The following is a 15,778-nucleotide window of genomic DNA, read 5'->3' on the forward strand; positions in this document are numbered from 1 at the left end:
TCAAAGTCCTTCCTGGTGGGGAGATGGGGTCGCGGTGCCAGCCATGATGGGCAGTTTGATCACTGCCATGGCGCCGAAATGGGTCTGGCCGTTGAAACGGGGGGCATCTTCCAAAGACAGGCTGCCGCCGTGCTCTTCGATGATCTTCTTCACGATCGGCAAGCCGAGGCCGGTGCCTTCGCTGCGGGTCGTCACATAGGGTTCAAACAGGCGCGCACGGTCTTCGGGAAAGCCAATACCATTGTCGGCTACGGTGATGACAGCTTCGCCCTCATCGGTCGTCAAGGTGACCTCGATGCGCGGAGCGTGGCCCTCAGGCACCCCATTTTTCGACAGTGTTTCAATGGCTTCTCCTGCGTTCTTGATCAAGTTTGTCAGCGCCTGGCTGATCATGGTTGCGTCAAGATCCGCTGTGATCGGCGCCTCGGGCACGGCAATGTCGATGGTGACATCGGGCTGGCCGGTTTGCTGCAGTAAGACCGCATCGCGCACCAGCACACTCAGGTCGATCGGCTTGCGCTCGGGCTCGGGCATGCGTGCAAACTTGGAGAACTCATCCACGATCCGCCGCAGATCACTCGTCTGGCGGACGATCACATCTGTCATCTGGTCGAGCGCCTCACTGTCCTCGCCCACCCGCGGCGAGAATTTCCGCTTGATCCGCTCGGCCGAGAGCTGGATCGGCGTGAGCGGGTTCTTGATCTCATGCGCGATGCGGCGGGCCACGTCGCCCCAGGCCGCCATCCGCTGCGCGCTGACCAGATCGGTGACGTCATCGAAGGCGACCACGTAGCCTTCCAGCGTGCCATCCTGCGACCGCCGCGTGGCCATGCGGACAAGCAGATTTTCCTGCCGCCGCTGACGCGAGACCTTCACCTCCCCCTGGGCCACCTCGTTGCGGGATTTCACGATGGTCTGGAACAGCGGGCCGAACTCGGGGATGACGACCTCCAGCGCGAGGAATTCCTGCCCGCCCTGCCAGTCTAGCAGACGCTCTGCCGCGGGGTTCACGAAGGTCACCCGTCCGCGCGGGTCGAGCCCGACGACCCCCGAGGTGACCGAGCTCAGCACCGAATCGAACAGGCGCCGGCGCCGTTCGATCTGTTCGGTGTTTTCGACGAGTGTCTCCCGCTGGGCTTTCAGCTGGCGGGTCATCTGGTTGAAATAGCGGCCCAGCATCGCGATTTCGTCATCGCCCTCTTCCTCGCGCACCTGCACGTCGAGGTCGCCTGCCCCGACCTGTTGCGCCGCGCCTGTGAGACGGCCGACCGGACCGGACAGCCGTTCGGCAAACCACAGCCCCAACCAGATCGCGGCCAGGATCAGGATCAGCGCGAAGGCGAGGTAGAGCAGAACGAAGTCGAAGAGCAGGCGCCCGCGCTCGCTCTCCAACTGTTGATAGAGCCGCACCGTCTCCTTGGTTTCGTCGAGCAGCGAAAGGATTTCGCCGTCGACGTCCCGGCTGATGTAGAGGAACCGGTCGACGAAGGCCGAGAGCCGCACGAGTGCACGAAACTCATTGTTGTCCCAGTCCTCGATGACCACGACGTCCATCTCGTCGGCTTGGCGCATCTCGGCCTCGGAGGGCGGCTCGAAGTCGAAGAGGTAGGAGCGGTCGCCGCGCGCGCGGATCTCGCGGGTGCCGTCGATCAGGTAGGCTTCGCGCAAACCGCGCTGGATCTGCCGCTGGCGCTCGCCCAGCAGTTCACTGTCGGAGACAGTCGCGCCGGACCGGCGCGCCTCGTCGAGACTACGTGCAAGGGCGATGGCATCCTCCGCCAGATCGAGCCGCTGTTCCGCCTCGTAGGCCTCGGCCGCGGCGAGCGAACTGCCGACCACCTGCCGCACCCGATCAGAAAACCAGCCTTCCAGGCCCACGTTCACCGTCAGGCCGGCAAAGACCGCGACCGTTACGGTGGGAATCAGCGCCAGCAAGGCAAAAACGCCGGTGAGCCTGAGGTGCAGACGCGAGCCGGCCGACTTGGCCCGCCGTGCGGCGATCAGCCGCCCGACCTGCGCCAGGACCAGCGCCGCAACCACCAGGATATAGACCAGATCGGCCATGAGGATGAGGCGCAGGCCGAGGGTCGTGCCCGCCTGTGCCAGCGGGCCGAGGACGAGATAGGTCGAAAGCGCCAGTACCGGGCCGAGCGCCACCAGGCCCAAGGTTGCAAAGTTGCGCACCCGCCGGATGCGGAGCAACCGCCCGAGCCGAAGCCCTAGTGACCTTTCTACACGGGGGTTCACCCGATGCCCTCACTCATGATGTGGCGCATGGAGCGCCGTACCGCCTTATCTTGTGGTCCTGATCGGAGTGTCCCCCAATGGCCACGCGTTGTGTGGCGGTTTTACATCAATTTGCGGCGGCGTGTCACCTCTATATCGAGGTCGGTGATCTTCTTTCTGAGCGTATTGCGGTTGATCCCGAGCAAATCCGCGCATTTCGCCTGGTTGCCGCCGGTGGCCTCCAGTGAAATCTCGATAAGCGGCGCCTCGACCTCGCGCAGGATCCGGGCATAGAGCCCGGCGGGCGGCAGCATGTTCCCGTGCAGGTCGAAGTAGCGGCGCAGATGCCGCTCGACCGAGGCGCCGAGCTTCTCGGTATTGCCCGCTGCCCGCATCGGCTCCAGATCGGGCTGGGCGCCCAGCACCTGCTCGACCTCGCTTGCAGTGATCTCGGCGGCGCGGCTGGTCAGGCCCAGACGGCGGATGGCGTTTTCAAGCTGCCGGACGTTGCCGGGCCAGGAATAGTTGCGGAAAATGTCGCTGGCCTCGCGCGAGAGCTGCCGCGGCGCGGCGCCGGCGGCTTCTGCCTTGGCCAGGAAGTGCGCCGCGAGGATCGGAATGTCATCCACCCGCTCACGCAGGGCCGGCACGCTCAAGGTCGCCCCGCTCAGCCGATAGTAGAGATCCTTGCGCATCTGACCCGCTTCCATATCGGCGTTGAGGTCGGTCTGGCTGGTCGCGAGGAACCGCGGCGCATATTCGCCGGGCGTATCCATCATATGCACGAGGCGGGCTTGCAGCTCCGCCGGCAGATCGGAAACCTCCTCGACCAGCAGCGTGCCGCCTTTCACCCGCGCGAGCAGACGGGCAGGCCCTTCCAGATCCTGCAGATCTTCAGAGGAGGCGGTGACAAACGGCAGATTCCGGCGGTCGGAAAAATCGTGAATCGCCCGCGCGATCAGGGATTTGCCCGTGCCCGACTCGCCCCAGATCAGCACCGGGAGGTCGGTGTTCATGACCCGCGCCACGACGCGGTAGAGCGCCTGCATGACGGCCGTGCGCCCGACCAGAGGCAGGTCGTCGGGCCGCGCCTCGGCGTCATCGGCCACCCGGCGGTTCTGCGGGCGGGTCTCCAGCGCCCGGGCCGTCCGTTTCATCAGGTCCGGCAGGTCGAAGGGTTTCGGAAGGTAGTCATAGGCCTCGGCCTCGGCGGCCTTGATCGCGGTCATGATCGTGTTCTGCGCCGAGATCACGATCACCGGCAGGCCGGGCCGATCCTCGGCGATCTTGGGCAGCATCTCGAGCCCGTTGCCGTCCGGCATCATCACGTCGGAGATCACCACATCGCCCTTTCCTTCCGCCACCCAGCGCATCAGCGTGGTCAGGCTCGAGGTGGCGTGGACCTTGCACCCGGCGCGGGTCAGCGCCTGGGTCAAAACCGTGCGGATCGTTCTGTCGTCATCGGCAACGAGTATTGTGCCATCCATCTGTCAGCTCTCCTCTTTATGCCTGCTGCGCCGATTTCGGCGCGCGCGGCAGTGAAATGCGAAACACGGTGCGTCCGGGGACGGAGGTCACCGAAATCCAACCGCTGTGATCCGAGATGATCTTGCTCACCAGGGCGAGGCCAAGGCCGGTGCCGTTCTCGCGACCCGAGACGAAAGGGTCGAAGACGTCGCCCTTGATCGCCTCGGGCAGGCCCGGGCCATCGTCGATGATCTCGATCTGCAAGGGCAGCGACTGGCCGGTGCCATCGGCGCGGCGCAACCGGAACGAATGCTCGTAATAGCTGTGCAGCCGGATCGTGCCCTTGGTCTTGCCCGCCGCTTCGGCTGCGTTCTTCAGCAGGTTCAGCACCACCTGCAACAGCTGATCGGGATCGCCCTGGGCGAGCGGCAGCGAGGGGTCGTAGTCCTCGACGATCTTCATATGCGCACCGAAGCCCAGCAGCGCGGAGCGGCGCGCCCGGTCGAGCACATCATGCACGTTGACGGCCTGAAAGTCCGGCGACGAGAGGTTGCCGAACTGCTCGACCTGCCCCAGCAGCTTCACGATCCGGCGGCTCTCTTCGACGATAAGATCCGTCAATTCAAGGTCTTCCGTCTTGAGGTTCATGCTGAGAAGCTGGGCAGCGCCGGTGATCCCGGCGAGCGGGTTCTTGATCTCATGGGCGAGCATTTCGGCCATGCCAATCGCCGATTTCGCGGCCGACTTCACCGAATGGTTCTGCGTCATCCGTCCGGCCAGTTCGCGCGGCGAGATCATCAGGATCATATGTCCGGGATGCCCCATGAGTGGGGCGACCTGCAGGTCGGACTGCATCGGGGCCCGCTCGCCGCTGCCCACGTCCACGTCATTGACGAAGAGCGGCGTGCTGGTGCTGCGCGCGCGGTCGAAGGCGGCTTCGAGCGGGTCGTTCACGGCGATCTGATCCCAGACCGGCATGTTGCGCACGGTCTTGGCCGAGACATTGAGGAACCCTTCCGCGGCGGAGTTGATATCGACGATCCTGTCATCGGGTCCGATGATCAGCGTCGGCACCGGCAGGCTGGACCAGATGGCGCGGTCCGAGGTCATGCCGGCACCGGATCATCGGCGCAGCAGGCGTCCCGGATCAGCCTCAGGGTGGTCTCGACATCCGCCGCTGTGAGCACCGCCCGCCGCAGCCCATCTGGCGTTGCGCAGCTGTCCATGTACCACCCCAGATGTTTCCGCGCCACGCGCAGACCGAGCGTGCGCCCGTAAAACCGGATCATGGCATCGTAGTGGCCTGCGACCATATCCGCGAAACCGCCGCCCGTGGGAACTGTGGGGGCGGGTGTGCCGAACAGCCGGTGCGCGATCTCCGCCAAGATCCAAGGGCGCCCCCGCGCGCCCCGGCCGACCATGACGCCATCGGCGCCCGACAACGTCAGTGCCCGCCGAGCGGTGGGGCCATCGACGATGTCGCCGTTGGCGATGACGGGTATTGCGACGGCCTCCTTGACCTCGCGGATTGCGGCCCAATCCGCCGCCCCCTTGTAGAACTGGCAGCGCGTCCGCCCGTGAATGGTGATCAACTGAACGCCCGCGGCCTCGGCGCGCCGGGCGATCTCGGGGGCGTTGCGCATCTCGTCGTCCCAGCCGAGGCGCGTCTTCAGCGTCACCGGGATACTGACCGCACGCACCACCGCCTCGATCAGCGTCAGCGCGTGATCGGGCGTGCGCATCAGTGCCGAGCCGGAGTAGCCTTGTGTGACCTTCTTCGCAGGGCAGCCCATGTTGATATCGATCACATGGGCGCCCTGCCCTTCGACCATGCGTGCGGCCTCCGCCATGGGTGCGGCTTCGCGGCCCGCAAGCTGTACGGCCGTGCCGACATCCCCGAGGCCCAGCTCGGCTTTTTCGCGGCTGCCCGGGCGCGCATTCAGCATATCGTGGCTCGCCACCATCTCCGAGACCACCAGCCCCGCCCCGAACGACGCAACCAAGGAGCGAAACGGCAGATCGGTGATTCCGGCCATGGGAGCCAGCAGCACCGGCGGGGTCAAATCGAACGGAAAGGCAATGGGCGTCAAATGCTTAATCCTTAGGCACTGCTAAAGCCTCTATCAATTGAGTGGTATTCCCTCAATATTCCAAGGGCCTCAGCGTCCGAGGCGGAGAAGTGAATGCACATTTTTTAGGCATATTGCCGGGTTGATTGCCTCCGCTCCCGCAAACCCATAGATAGCATAATATGAGTAGGGGTCGGGCCAGATGAAGATTTCAGCCGTTGTCGTTGCTGCGGGCCGAGGGCTGCGTGCGGGTGGCGATCAGCCTAAGCAATGGCAACCTCTGGCGGGCCGCACCAGCACCTTTTTCGCTTTGCGCGCCTTCGCCCGTCACCCCGACATCGGACCGGTCGTGCTGGTGCTGCACCCCGATGATCTGGAGGCAGATCTCGCGCCCGAGATGCCCGCGGTCGAGGTCGTCGCAGGTGGGGCGACGCGCAGCGCCTCGGTGCGCGCCGGCCTGGAGGCACTGGAGGGCCGCGCGGATCTGGTGCTCATCCATGACGCGGCGCGACCCTGCGTATCGCGCGCCGTGATCGACGGCGTGATCGCCGCCTTGCAGAGCGCGCCTGCGGCCACACCGGCGCTCCCGGTGGTCGACGCGCTCTGGCGGGGGGAGGACGGGCAGGTCGCAGGTTCGGTCACCCGCGACGGGCTGTACCGCGCGCAGACCCCGCAGGGCTTTCATCTTCCGGATATCCTGCGCGCCCATCGGGCCCATCCCGAGGGGGCTGCCGACGACGTCGAACTGGCGCGCCGCGTCGGCTTGAGGGTCGCGATCACGCCGGGCAGCGAAGACAATCTGAAAATCACCCTGCCGGACGACCTTGCCCGCGCAGACCGCATACTGAGGGACCGTGATGGATATTAGGCTGGGCAATGGATTCGATGTGCACGCATTTGGCCCGGGTGACCACGTGGTGCTCTGCGGCGTGAAGATCCCGCATGAGAAGGGTCTGGTGGGCCATTCGGATGCGGATGTGGCGCTGCACACGATCACCGACGCGATCTTGGGCGCGCTCGCGCAAGGCGACATCGGCCAGCATTTCCCGCCAAGCGATCCGCAGTGGAAGGGGGCGGCAAGCGACATCTTCCTGCGCCATGCCGTCGATCTGGCGCAGACCATGGGGTTCGAGATGTCGAACGTCGACTGCACGATCATCTGCGAAGATCCCAGGATCGGACCGCATGCGATGCGGATGCGGCAGGAAGTGGGGCGGATCACCGGCCTCGCGGTCGAGCGGGTCTCGGTCAAGGCAACGACGTCGGAGCGGCTGGGGTTCACGGGCCGCGGCGAGGGCATCGCCTGCCTCGCCACCGCTGCACTGATGAAACGATGACGCGGGTGGCGCGACTCATCGGAACGGTTCTGGGCGTCGGCTATATCCGCCCGGCACCGGGCACCTGGGGGTCCATGGTCGCCCTGCCCTGGGCCTGGTTGCTGCATGTTCTGGGCGGCTTTCCCCTCCTGTTGCTCGCGACCCTTGCGGCGTTCCTCAAAGGGTGGTGGGCCACCGGAGTGATGATCCGCGACAGCGACGATCACGACCCTTCGGAGATCGTGGTTGATGAAGTCGTTGGACAGTGGATCGCGCTTCTGCCGCTGTCGTATCCCGCCTGGTCTATGGGGATCGACATCCTCGCACTCTGGCCCGGCTGGATCGCCGCCTTCGTGCTGTTCCGGCTTTTCGATATCGTCAAACCCGGCCCCGTTGGCTGGGCCGACCGGCGCGGCGATGCCCTTGGCGTCATGCTGGACGACGTGATCGCGGGTCTGCTTGCCGCCCTCGGTGTGCTGCTGCTCGCGGCGCTCTACCACGGGGTGCTGATGTGACCCTCGCGGCCGAGATCGTCGCGCGTGCCACCGCCTCCGGCAAGACCGTCACGGCGGCCGAAAGCTGCACCGGCGGGATGATCACCGCAGCGCTCACCGATATCGCCGGTTCCTCCAACATGTTCGAGCGCGGTTTCGTGACCTATTCGAACGTGGCCAAGACCGAGATGCTGGGCGTGAAACCGGCGACACTTGCGGCGCATGGCGCGGTCTCGGAAGAGGTGGCGGCGGAAATGGCGCTGGGGGCCCTTGCGCGCGCCGGTGCCGATGTGGCGGTTGCCGTGACGGGCATCGCCGGGCCCGGAGGCTCCGAGTACAAGCCCGAGGGCCGGGTCTGCTTCGGTTTGGCCGCGGGCGAGCGGGTGATCACCGAAACGATTGATTTCGGTGCGCTCGGCCGCGCCAAGGTGCGGGCCGCCGCGCGCGATCATGCGTTGGGCCTGCTGAGCGGCCACCTCTGAGCGGCCGTCACCCCTCGGCCTGCGGTTGCCCGTAAAGCTCTTCCGCGCGGCTCTCGAAGGCGCGCACGATGCGCAGCATCGCATCGTTGAAGACCACGCCGATCAGCCGCTGCAGGATCATGTTGCGAAAGGCGAAATCGACGAAGAAGCTGACCTCGCAGCCCCCGTCCACATCGCGGAAAGCCCAGTTTGACTTCATGTAGCGAAACGGGCCGTCGAGATATTCTGTGTCGATCTTCTTGTCCGCGGGCATCAGCACAACCCGGCTGGTGAAGCGCTCGCGGAAGACCTTGAAGCTGATGATGAGGTCGGCCTCCATCACCTCGCTCTCGCCGTGCGGTGTCACCGATTTGACGCGCGCGGCCGAGCACCAGGGCAGAAACTGCGGATAGCTGCCCACGTCCGCCACAAGGTCATACATTTGTTGAGCGCTGTAGGGCAGCGTGCGAGTTTCGGCGTGGGTCGGCATTGAATTGTCAGATCGTGAAGGTTAGCCATCCATGTGCTGTGTCCTCAATCCAAGATCAAGGTCTAACCCATGTCCGAGCGTCCTTATGTCATAGATGAGTTAATCTCGGCTAAATCGATCGCGGCACGGATCGAGGCGCTGTGCCGCGAAATCCAGGCCGAGTTCAGCGAGACCGACAAGCTGGTGGTTGTCGGGCTGCTGCGCGGCAGCTTCGTCTTCATCGCCGATCTGGTGCGCGAGCTCGATCTGCCCATCGAGGTCGATTTCCTCGAAGCCTCCAGCTATGGCGACGGCATGGAGAGCACACGCGAGGTGCGCATCCTGAAGGATCTGCGCGGCGCCGTAGAAGGGCGCGACGTGCTGGTCGTCGAAGACATCGTCGACACCGGGCACACGCTGAATCACGTGATGCAGCTGCTCAAAAGCCGCCGCCCCGCCCACCTGAAATCCATCGCGCTGCTCGACAAGCCGAGCCGCCGCGAGGTGGACTTCAAGGCGGATTGGACAGGCTTCGAAATCCCCGACGAATTTGTCGTGGGCTACGGTATCGACTTTGCGCAACGCAACCGCAACCTGCCGTTCATCGGCAAGGTTCGGTTCACGGAAGGGGCAGCCTGAGGGCAGGCGATCAGCTTTTCGCGCGGGCCTGTGCGGCCACGCGCGGACGGCTCGCACCATCCTGTGCGTCGCGCGCCATGATCGCAAAAATCGCGTCGTCAATATGGTGGGAAGCGACGTCATAGCGCTGGCGGTCCAGTGCTGAGTTGATATCGCGCAGGGCCAGAATTGCCCAATGGATGTCGGTCATCTTTTCTGCCTTACAAAGAGTGGAAATCTCGGGGCCGAAGTACCGAACTATCATTATAAATGTCACGGGAATGACGCGCGCAATTTCCCCCAATTACGCAACGTCACGTTGTATCAGGCGATCCCGAGCTTCCGGTTGCGGGCCGCGCGCAACCGCGCGAAGTCGTCACCCGCATGATAGGAGGACCGCGTGAGCGGGGTCGCGGACACCATCAGGAAGCCTTTTCCGAAGGCCGCCTTCTCATAGGCGGCAAACTCATCGGGGTGCACGAATCGATCAACGCGGTGATGCTTCGGGGTCGGCTGGAGATATTGCCCGATGGTCAGAAAGTCGATGTCGGCGGCGCGCATGTCGTCCATCACCTGCATCACCGCCTGCTTGTCTTCGCCCAAGCCCACCATGATCCCGGATTTCGTGAACATGGCCGGGTCAAGCTCTTTCACCCGCTGCAGGAGCCGCAGCGAATGGAAATAGCGCGCGCCCGGGCGCACCTCGGGGTAGAGCCCGGGCACCGTTTCGAGGTTGTGGTTGAAGACGTCAGGCCGCGCCGCGACGACGACCTCCAGCGCTTCGGGCCCGCATTTGATGAAATCCGGCGTGAGAATCTCAATCGTGGTTTCCGGGCTGCGGTGGCGGATGGCGCGGATGGTCTGCGCGAAATGATCCGCCCCGCCGTCCTCCACATCGTCGCGGTCCACGGAGGTGATCACCACGTGATTGAGCCCCAGTTTCTCGACCGCATGGGCCACGCGCCCCGGCTCGAAGGCATCGAGTGCCTCGGGCGGCTTGCCGGTCGCGATGTTGCAGAAGGTGCAGGCCCGGGTGCAGACCTCGCCCATGATCATCATCGTGGCGTGGCCCTGGCTCCAGCATTCTCCCACGTTGGGGCAGCCCGCTTCTTCGCAGACGGTGACAAGCTTGTTCTCACGCATGATGCGGGCGGTTTCCGCATAGCCCTTGCCGCCGGGCGCCTTGACGCGAATCCAGTCGGGCTTCTTCGGCTGCGGATTGTTCGGGCGGCGCGCCTTTTCCGGGTGGCGCTGTGCAGGTATCTTCAGATCGCGCGGGGCCATGGAGCATGTTCCTTCACAGGGCGGGGCCGAAACGGCCCAACGGTTCCCTCATATCTAGTCGATGTGATACCTCAGGTTCAACCGGGCGGCCCGTCGCAGGCTGCATGGCAGACCCCGCAGCGATGACATGGCAAAACGGGGCGCACCGATCCGGTGCGCCCCGTTCGAGGTCTCGATTGCCTGCCTGTTTATGCCTCAGCCGATCAGCGGCCCGCCCGGGCCTACCGTCTCGTCATAGTGCCGCTTGAGCCGCATCAGCGCGATTCGCAGCACGATCTTGCCCGACCGCGCGGACCAGCCGAGCTTTTTCTCTGCTGTCTCCAGCCCTTCCAGATAGCAGCAGCAGCGCAGCGCCACATCCGACAGGCCAGGCCCCAGATCGGACAGCGCATCGGCGACACGCCGGCGTGCGGTGGACGGGCCGTCGCCGACGCCGCTGTCCGGCACGAAGTCGCCCCGTCCGCCGGAGGTCAGGAACCGGTCCCAGTTCTGTGTGACACGCGGGCCCATCTGCGCGAGTTCGAAGTCCTCGCGCAGACGCTCCCCGACCGTGACCAGTGCATCGGTCAGGAACGGCTCCCCGTTCTTGTCGCGCCGCCGGGCCAGCGCGGTCAGGGGGCTTTCTGCGAGATTGTAGCGCATCCGCCGCGGGCGGCCGCTGTCGGTGTCGGGCAGTGTCTTTTCGCCCCAGATGCGATGTTGCCCGGCGAAATCCGCCTGAACATCGGAGAACCCGCCCGGTGTGGTTGCGCCCTCTTCGTCCAGCATCGACTCGAGGGCCGCGCGGCCGGCGGGGGTGATCGTGTAACGCGTGATCTTCCCGGTGGTCTGAGCCGTGATCCAATCCTTGAGGGCCATGGCTTCAGCGATCTGGCGCGTCACAACGCCGGTGCGCGTGGCCTGCCCGCCTGCGCCGTCGCGCACGATCACCGCCTTTTCCATCTCGGCCGCAACGGCGAGCACCGCACCGGTCTCGCACAGCCGGCGCAGGACGCGGGCGCCCTCCGCCATCAGGGTGGCTTCGCTGGGCGGCTGGTCTTCGGCCGGCGTCGGGGCCGTGATACGGTCTTGGAAGCTCATGCGCGATTGATCCTTCTGGTTGGCATGTCCTGCCTCCGAACGAGGAACGAAATGAGCGGCCCCCAGGCTCTTGAGTGCCGCATCCACAAGCGGATCGTCCCGCCGCGTCTCGACCCGGCGGATCTGCCGCAAGATCGTCGAGGCGTGGCAGCCCGCCGCCCGCGCCAGAGCCCGGATCGGCAAACCCGCTTCGGTATGGGCGAGGTACATCTGCGCCGCTGCCGGCACCCAATCCGGAAGACCGGCATCGGCGCCACTCAGGGCGGAAGAAGACATTCGCTCCAGCTCTTTCATCGGGTGAGATCCAGCATCGTGACGTACCTTGGTTGTATTGATTTTCACCTGCACAACCTAAAGATGAATTGGTTACCCGTTCGTTAACAGTTTCTGATTTAAGGATTATTCTTGCTAAATTCTAAACAGTATTTACACCGCCGAACGGCGGAGTACGGCGCTGCGCAACAGCTGCTCCGCAACGATCCGGCCAGGTCCGGTCGGAGCGGTCTTCCAGGTATGCCGCACGAGAAACCGGCTGACTTCGGACTCTTAACAACTCCCTAACCGACCCGCGCGCGGGACCCCGCCCCGGCGCAACGCCGGACGTGACCGTGTAGTATTGCGGCAGCTGGGCACAAAAGCTCACGGGGAAAACGGTACAAAGGAATAGACAATGCAAGATCTGATCTCGATGCTGCACGCAGTCCGTCGGCCACCGCTTCTGATGCGCGCCGCGCGGATCGGCGCGGAGGACTACAGGCGGTCCGTGCACCTGCCGCGTCTTCTGGGTTATGGCGTGCTGCCGCGCCACGGTGCGGCCCTGTTCAAGCTGATGGAGATCGAATCCGATCTGAATGGCCAGCGCCTCAGTGGCGATACCAGCTACAGCCTCATCCGACACGTCGATGTTCTGATTGCGATGTTGGGCGAGGCCCGCGTGCTCAAGGCGTCACAAGCGGCCTGAACGGCTCACATGAAGCTGTCGGGCATCTCCGCTTTCTTCCGCGCAATGAAATCGGACAGGGCCTCGTTGATCGCAGGGTCGAGCGGCGGCTGCTGATAGTCGCCCAGCAGTTTTTCGACACGCAAACTGGCAAGAGTTTGTGTGTCGCGCGCGCCCTCGTCTTCCCATGTTTCAAAGGGTTTGTAGTCGAGCAGATCGGACTTCCAGAAGGCCGATTTGAAGTTCTGCTGCGTATGGGCGCATCCCAGATAGTGACCCCCTGGCCCCACCTCTCGGATGGCGTCCATGGCTTGCGCGTCATCGTCCATCGGCACACCGCGGGCCAGATGATGCAGGGTGCCGAGCTGGTCCGCATCCATCACGAATTTCTCGAAGGACGAGACCAGCCCCCCTTCGAGCCAACCGCAGGCGTGCAGCATGAAGTTCACGCCTGCCAGCAGCCCCATGTTGAGGCTGTTTGAGGTTTCATAGGCCGCCTGGGCATCGGGCAGTTTCGAGCCGCAGAATGACCCTGCGGAGCGGTATGGCAGCCCCATGCGCCGGGCGAGCTGTCCTGCGCCATAGGTGATATGCGCGGCCTCCGGTGTCCCGAAGGTGGGCGCACCCGAGTTCATGTCGATCGACGTTACGAAGGCGCCAAAAATCACCGGTGCTCCGGCCCGGATGAGCTGGCTATAGGCGATGCCCGCCAGCACCTCGGCCAGTACCTGCGTCAGCGTGCCAGCAACCGACACCGGCGCCATGGCCCCACCCACGATGAAGGGCGAGATGATGCAGGCCTGGTTGTTCTTGGCATAGACCTCAAGCGCGCCCATCATCACATCGTCGAAGGTCATCGGCGAGTTGATGTTGATCAGCGAGGTCATCACCGTGTTCTGCTGCACGAAGTCCTTGCCGAAGAGGACCTCGCACATCTCCACCGAATCCTGTGCGCGGCTCGGCTCGGTCACGGAGCCCATGAACGGCTTGTCACTCAGCGTCATATGGGCGTGCAGCATGTCCAGGTGCCGCTTGTTCACCGGCAGGTCCGTGGGCTCGCAGACCGTGCCGCCCGAGTGGTGCAGCCACTTCGACATATAGCCGAGCTTCACGAACGTGCGGAAATCCTCCATCGTGGCGTAGCGGCGCCCGCCCACCGCATCGCGGACGAACGGCGGGCCATAGACCGGGGCGAGCACGAGAGTCCTGCCGCCCACCACCACGTTGCGCGCGGGGTTCCGGGCGTGCTGGGTGTAGCTTGCCGGCGCCGTTGCGCAAAGCTGCCGCGCGAGGCCGCGCGGGATGCGCACCCGCTCACCATCGACCTCCGCCCCCGCTGCGCGCCAGCGCTCAAGAGCCGCCGGGTTTTCGACGAAGTTGACGCCGATCTCTTCGAGGACCGTCTCTGCATTCGCCTCGATGATCTCCAGCGCCTCGTCGTTGAGCACTTCGAAGTTGGGGATGTTCCGCTCGATGTAGCGCGCCGTCTCGAAGGAGACTGCACTGCGGGCAGCGCGCCGCGCCGCTCCTCCCCCACCCCGGCCCCGTCTGCGCTCTGCTGCTTCGGCCATCTGTCATGCTCCCGATGTCTCGCTTGCGCCGGTGCTATCCTATTCCGATCCGCAGCCTCATCCGTATAGCGGCCATGCAGGGCAAAAAGCGACATGGCCCCGGCGCCCCACCTCTTCTTCTGGCCGGAAATATCCCGGGGGTTTGGGGGCTGGCCCCCAATCCTGCCCTTGCCACTTCTGACCCGCGCCCCTAATCAGCATGCATGAGCACATCCGATCACGACCGCCTCCTCATCATCGATTTCGGCAGTCAGGTCACGCAGCTGATCGCCCGGCGCCTGCGCGAGCTGAAGGTCTATTGCGAAATCCACCCCTTCAACCACGTGGATGATGCGTTTCTGACCAAGTTCGCCCCGAAGGCGGTGATTTTCTCCGGCGGCCCGGCCTCGGTTTTCACCGACGGCGCGCCGATGCCTCCGAAGTCGGTGTTCGAGCTCGGGGTGCCGATCCTCGGCATCTGCTATGGCCAGCAAGTGATGATGCAGTGCCTGGGCGGCAAGGTCGAACGCGGCCACGGCACCGCCGAGTTTGGCCGCGCCTATGTCACACCCGAGGCGCGCAAGCTCGCCCTGCTGCAAGGTTGGTTCGAGGCCGACCGCGAGCAGGTCTGGATGAGCCACGGCGATCACGTGAGCGAGATCGCCCCCGGCTTTGAGGTCTACGGCACTTCGCCCAACGCCCCCTTCGCCATCACCGCCGATACGGAGCGGGACTTCTACGCGGTGCAGTTCCACCCGGAAGTGCACCACACGCCGAACGGCGCCAAGCTTTACGAGAATTTCGTGCGCCTTGCGGGCTTCACCGGCGACTGGACCATGGGCGCCTACCGCGAAGAAGCGATCAAGCGCATCCGCGATCAGGTGGGCTCGGGCCGCGTCATCTGCGCGCTCTCTGGTGGCGTCGACAGCTCCGTCGCCGCGGTGCTCATCCATGAAGCCATCGGCGATCAGCTCACCTGCGTCTATGTGGACCACGGGCTGATGCGCAAGGGAGAGAGCGCGCAGGTCGTGGGCATGTTCCGCGAGCACTACAACCTGCCGCTGATCCATGCAGACGAATCCGAGCTCTTCCTCGGCAAGCTCGAAGGCGTCTCGGACCCCGAGACCAAGCGCAAGATCATCGGCGGGCTCTTCATCGACGTCTTCGAAAGACATGCGCAGGAGATGGGCGGCGCGGATTTCCTCGCGCAAGGCACGCTCTATCCGGATGTGATCGAATCGGTCTCCTTCTCCGGCGGGCCCTCGGTCACCATCAAGTCGCACCACAACGTGGGCGGGCTGCCGGACCGCATGAACATGCAGCTTGTCGAGCCGCTGCGCGAGCTCTTCAAGGACGAGGTCCGCGCTCTGGGCCGCGAGTTGGGCCTGCCGGAAAGCTTCATCGGTCGCCACCCCTTCCCCGGCCCAGGCCTTGCGATCCGCTGTCCGGGCGAGATCACGCGCGCCAAGCTCGATATCCTGCGCGAGGCCGACGCCGTCTATATCGACCAGATCCGCAAGCACGGGCTTTACGATGAGATCTGGCAGGCCTTTGTCGCCATCCTGCCCGTGCGCACCGTGGGCGTCATGGGCGATGGGCGCACCTATGATTATGCCTGCGCGCTGCGGGCTGTCACATCGGTTGACGGGATGACCGCGGACTATTACCCCTTCTCGCATGAATTTCTGGGTGAGACGGCGACGCGGATCATCAACGAGGTCCCGGGGATCAACCGCGTCACCTACGACATCACCTCCAAGCCTCCGGGCACGATCGAATGGGAATGACATGATGCAGACGAGTC

Annotated in this window: 16 protein-coding genes; 7 read left to right on the plus strand and 9 right to left on the minus strand. The window is 64.6% G+C overall.

Annotated features, from left to right (window positions below; translation table 11 throughout):
- The 4 genes from MUB52_RS05760 to dusB all read right to left on the minus strand — a co-directional run bounded on the left by MUB52_RS05760 (position 1) and on the right by dusB (position 5,783).
- Positions 1-2,247 (minus strand): sensor histidine kinase NtrY-like, encoded by a 2,247-nt coding sequence (locus MUB52_RS05760; RefSeq protein WP_263843249.1) that lies wholly within the window; start codon positions 2,245-2,247, stop codon positions 1-3.
- Positions 2,248-2,348: 101 nt separating this feature from the next.
- Positions 2,349-3,713 carry a sigma-54 dependent transcriptional regulator gene (locus MUB52_RS05765; RefSeq protein WP_263843250.1) on the minus strand — a complete coding sequence of 455 codons (1,365 nt, stop codon included), beginning with the start codon at positions 3,711-3,713 and terminating at the stop codon, positions 2,349-2,351.
- Between the two features lie 16 nt (positions 3,714-3,729).
- Positions 3,730-4,803 (minus strand): two-component system sensor histidine kinase NtrB, encoded by a 1,074-nt coding sequence (locus MUB52_RS05770; RefSeq protein WP_263843251.1) that lies wholly within the window; start codon positions 4,801-4,803, stop codon positions 3,730-3,732.
- Positions 4,800-5,783 carry a tRNA dihydrouridine synthase DusB gene (gene dusB / locus MUB52_RS05775; RefSeq protein ID WP_404818193.1) on the minus strand — a complete coding sequence of 328 codons (984 nt, stop codon included), beginning with the start codon at positions 5,781-5,783 and terminating at the stop codon, positions 4,800-4,802. Before dusB ends, MUB52_RS05770 begins: the two co-directional genes overlap by 4 nt.
- Before the next feature lie 181 nt (positions 5,784-5,964).
- On the opposite strand from dusB, the gene ispD reads away from it, so the two are divergent.
- Genes ispD through MUB52_RS05795 form a run of 4 tightly spaced genes read left to right on the plus strand, consistent with a single transcriptional unit; the run spans position 5,965 to position 8,054 of the window.
- Positions 5,965-6,630: a 2-C-methyl-D-erythritol 4-phosphate cytidylyltransferase gene (ispD, locus tag MUB52_RS05780; protein ID WP_263843252.1), complete on the plus strand. Its 666-nt coding sequence runs from the start codon at positions 5,965-5,967 to the stop codon at positions 6,628-6,630.
- A complete protein-coding gene (gene ispF / locus MUB52_RS05785) occupies positions 6,620-7,099 on the plus strand; it encodes a 2-C-methyl-D-erythritol 2,4-cyclodiphosphate synthase (RefSeq protein WP_263843253.1) in 480 nt (159 codons plus the stop codon). The genes ispD and ispF overlap by 11 nt, the downstream gene beginning before the upstream one ends.
- Positions 7,096-7,593, plus strand: coding sequence for a phosphatidylglycerophosphatase A family protein (locus tag MUB52_RS05790; protein ID WP_263843254.1), 498 nt, complete (start codon positions 7,096-7,098; stop codon positions 7,591-7,593). The genes ispF and MUB52_RS05790 overlap by 4 nt, the downstream gene beginning before the upstream one ends.
- Positions 7,590-8,054: a CinA family protein gene (locus tag MUB52_RS05795; protein WP_263843255.1), complete on the plus strand. Its 465-nt coding sequence runs from the start codon at positions 7,590-7,592 to the stop codon at positions 8,052-8,054. Before MUB52_RS05790 ends, MUB52_RS05795 begins: the two co-directional genes overlap by 4 nt.
- A gap of 7 nt (positions 8,055-8,061) precedes the next feature.
- Here the strand turns inward: MUB52_RS05795 and MUB52_RS05800 are convergent, their stop codons facing one another.
- The gene (locus MUB52_RS05800; RefSeq protein WP_263843256.1) at positions 8,062-8,523 is read right to left on the minus strand and encodes a type II toxin-antitoxin system RatA family toxin; all 462 of its coding nucleotides are present in this window, start codon (positions 8,521-8,523) and stop codon (positions 8,062-8,064) included.
- A gap of 69 nt (positions 8,524-8,592) precedes the next feature.
- Here MUB52_RS05800 and hpt point away from each other — a divergent pair, with 69 nt between their 5' ends.
- Positions 8,593-9,141: a hypoxanthine phosphoribosyltransferase gene (gene hpt, locus MUB52_RS05805; protein WP_263843257.1), complete on the plus strand. Its 549-nt coding sequence runs from the start codon at positions 8,593-8,595 to the stop codon at positions 9,139-9,141.
- Between the two features lie 10 nt (positions 9,142-9,151).
- Here hpt and MUB52_RS05810 read toward each other — a convergent pair whose 3' ends face one another.
- The 3 genes from MUB52_RS05810 to MUB52_RS05820 form a co-directional block, all read right to left on the minus strand.
- Positions 9,152-9,331 (minus strand): hypothetical protein, encoded by a 180-nt coding sequence (locus MUB52_RS05810; protein WP_263843258.1) that lies wholly within the window; start codon positions 9,329-9,331, stop codon positions 9,152-9,154.
- Between the two features lie 113 nt (positions 9,332-9,444).
- Positions 9,445-10,404, minus strand: coding sequence for a lipoyl synthase (gene lipA, locus MUB52_RS05815; RefSeq protein ID WP_263843259.1), 960 nt, complete (start codon positions 10,402-10,404; stop codon positions 9,445-9,447).
- Positions 10,405-10,599: 195 nt separating this feature from the next.
- Positions 10,600-11,760, minus strand: coding sequence for a helix-turn-helix domain-containing protein (locus MUB52_RS05820; protein WP_263843260.1), 1,161 nt, complete (start codon positions 11,758-11,760; stop codon positions 10,600-10,602).
- 394 nt (positions 11,761-12,154) lie between these two features.
- Here MUB52_RS05820 and MUB52_RS05825 point away from each other — a divergent pair, with 394 nt between their 5' ends.
- Positions 12,155-12,445: a DUF6477 family protein gene (locus MUB52_RS05825; RefSeq protein WP_263843261.1), complete on the plus strand. Its 291-nt coding sequence runs from the start codon at positions 12,155-12,157 to the stop codon at positions 12,443-12,445.
- Positions 12,446-12,450: 5 nt separating this feature from the next.
- On the opposite strand, the gene MUB52_RS05830 is transcribed toward MUB52_RS05825, so the two are convergent.
- Positions 12,451-13,995, minus strand: coding sequence for a trimethylamine methyltransferase family protein (locus MUB52_RS05830; protein ID WP_263843262.1), 1,545 nt, complete (start codon positions 13,993-13,995; stop codon positions 12,451-12,453).
- A 203-nt stretch (positions 13,996-14,198) separates the two neighbouring features.
- Between MUB52_RS05830 and guaA the strand changes: the two genes are divergently transcribed.
- Entirely contained in the window at positions 14,199-15,761 is a 1,563-nt protein-coding gene (gene guaA / locus MUB52_RS05835) for a glutamine-hydrolyzing GMP synthase (protein WP_263843263.1), read from the plus strand.
- The last annotated feature ends 17 nt before the right edge of the window (positions 15,762-15,778 follow it).

The sequence above is a fragment of the Roseobacter sinensis genome (assembly GCF_025755255.1).
In the GTDB taxonomy this organism is placed as follows: Bacteria; Pseudomonadota; Alphaproteobacteria; order Rhodobacterales; family Rhodobacteraceae; genus Roseobacter; species Roseobacter sinensis.

Bases quoted from the DNA above. Each gene is read 5' to 3' on its own strand.
- lipA (WP_263843259.1), bottom strand. From the start codon at position 10,404: ATGGCCCCGCGCGATCTGAAGATACCTGCACAGCGCCACCCGGAAAAG.
- MUB52_RS05800 (WP_263843256.1), bottom strand. From the start codon at position 8,523: ATGCCGACCCACGCCGAAACTCGCACGCTGCCCTACAGCGCTCAACAA.
- MUB52_RS05765 (WP_263843250.1), bottom strand. From the start codon at position 3,713: ATGGATGGCACAATACTCGTTGCCGATGACGACAGAACGATCCGCACG.
- MUB52_RS05770 (WP_263843251.1), bottom strand. From the start codon at position 4,803: ATGACCTCGGACCGCGCCATCTGGTCCAGCCTGCCGGTGCCGACGCTG.
- ispF (WP_263843253.1), top strand. From the start codon at position 6,620: ATGGATATTAGGCTGGGCAATGGATTCGATGTGCACGCATTTGGCCCG.
- ispD (WP_263843252.1), top strand. From the start codon at position 5,965: ATGAAGATTTCAGCCGTTGTCGTTGCTGCGGGCCGAGGGCTGCGTGCG.
- MUB52_RS05820 (WP_263843260.1), bottom strand. From the start codon at position 11,760: ATGTCTTCTTCCGCCCTGAGTGGCGCCGATGCCGGTCTTCCGGATTGG.
- MUB52_RS05825 (WP_263843261.1), top strand. From the start codon at position 12,155: ATGCAAGATCTGATCTCGATGCTGCACGCAGTCCGTCGGCCACCGCTT.
- MUB52_RS05830 (WP_263843262.1), bottom strand. From the start codon at position 13,995: ATGGCCGAAGCAGCAGAGCGCAGACGGGGCCGGGGTGGGGGAGGAGCG.
- guaA (WP_263843263.1), top strand. From the start codon at position 14,199: ATGAGCACATCCGATCACGACCGCCTCCTCATCATCGATTTCGGCAGT.
- hpt (WP_263843257.1), top strand. From the start codon at position 8,593: ATGTCCGAGCGTCCTTATGTCATAGATGAGTTAATCTCGGCTAAATCG.
- MUB52_RS05810 (WP_263843258.1), bottom strand. From the start codon at position 9,331: ATGACCGACATCCATTGGGCAATTCTGGCCCTGCGCGATATCAACTCA.
- MUB52_RS05790 (WP_263843254.1), top strand. From the start codon at position 7,096: ATGACGCGGGTGGCGCGACTCATCGGAACGGTTCTGGGCGTCGGCTAT.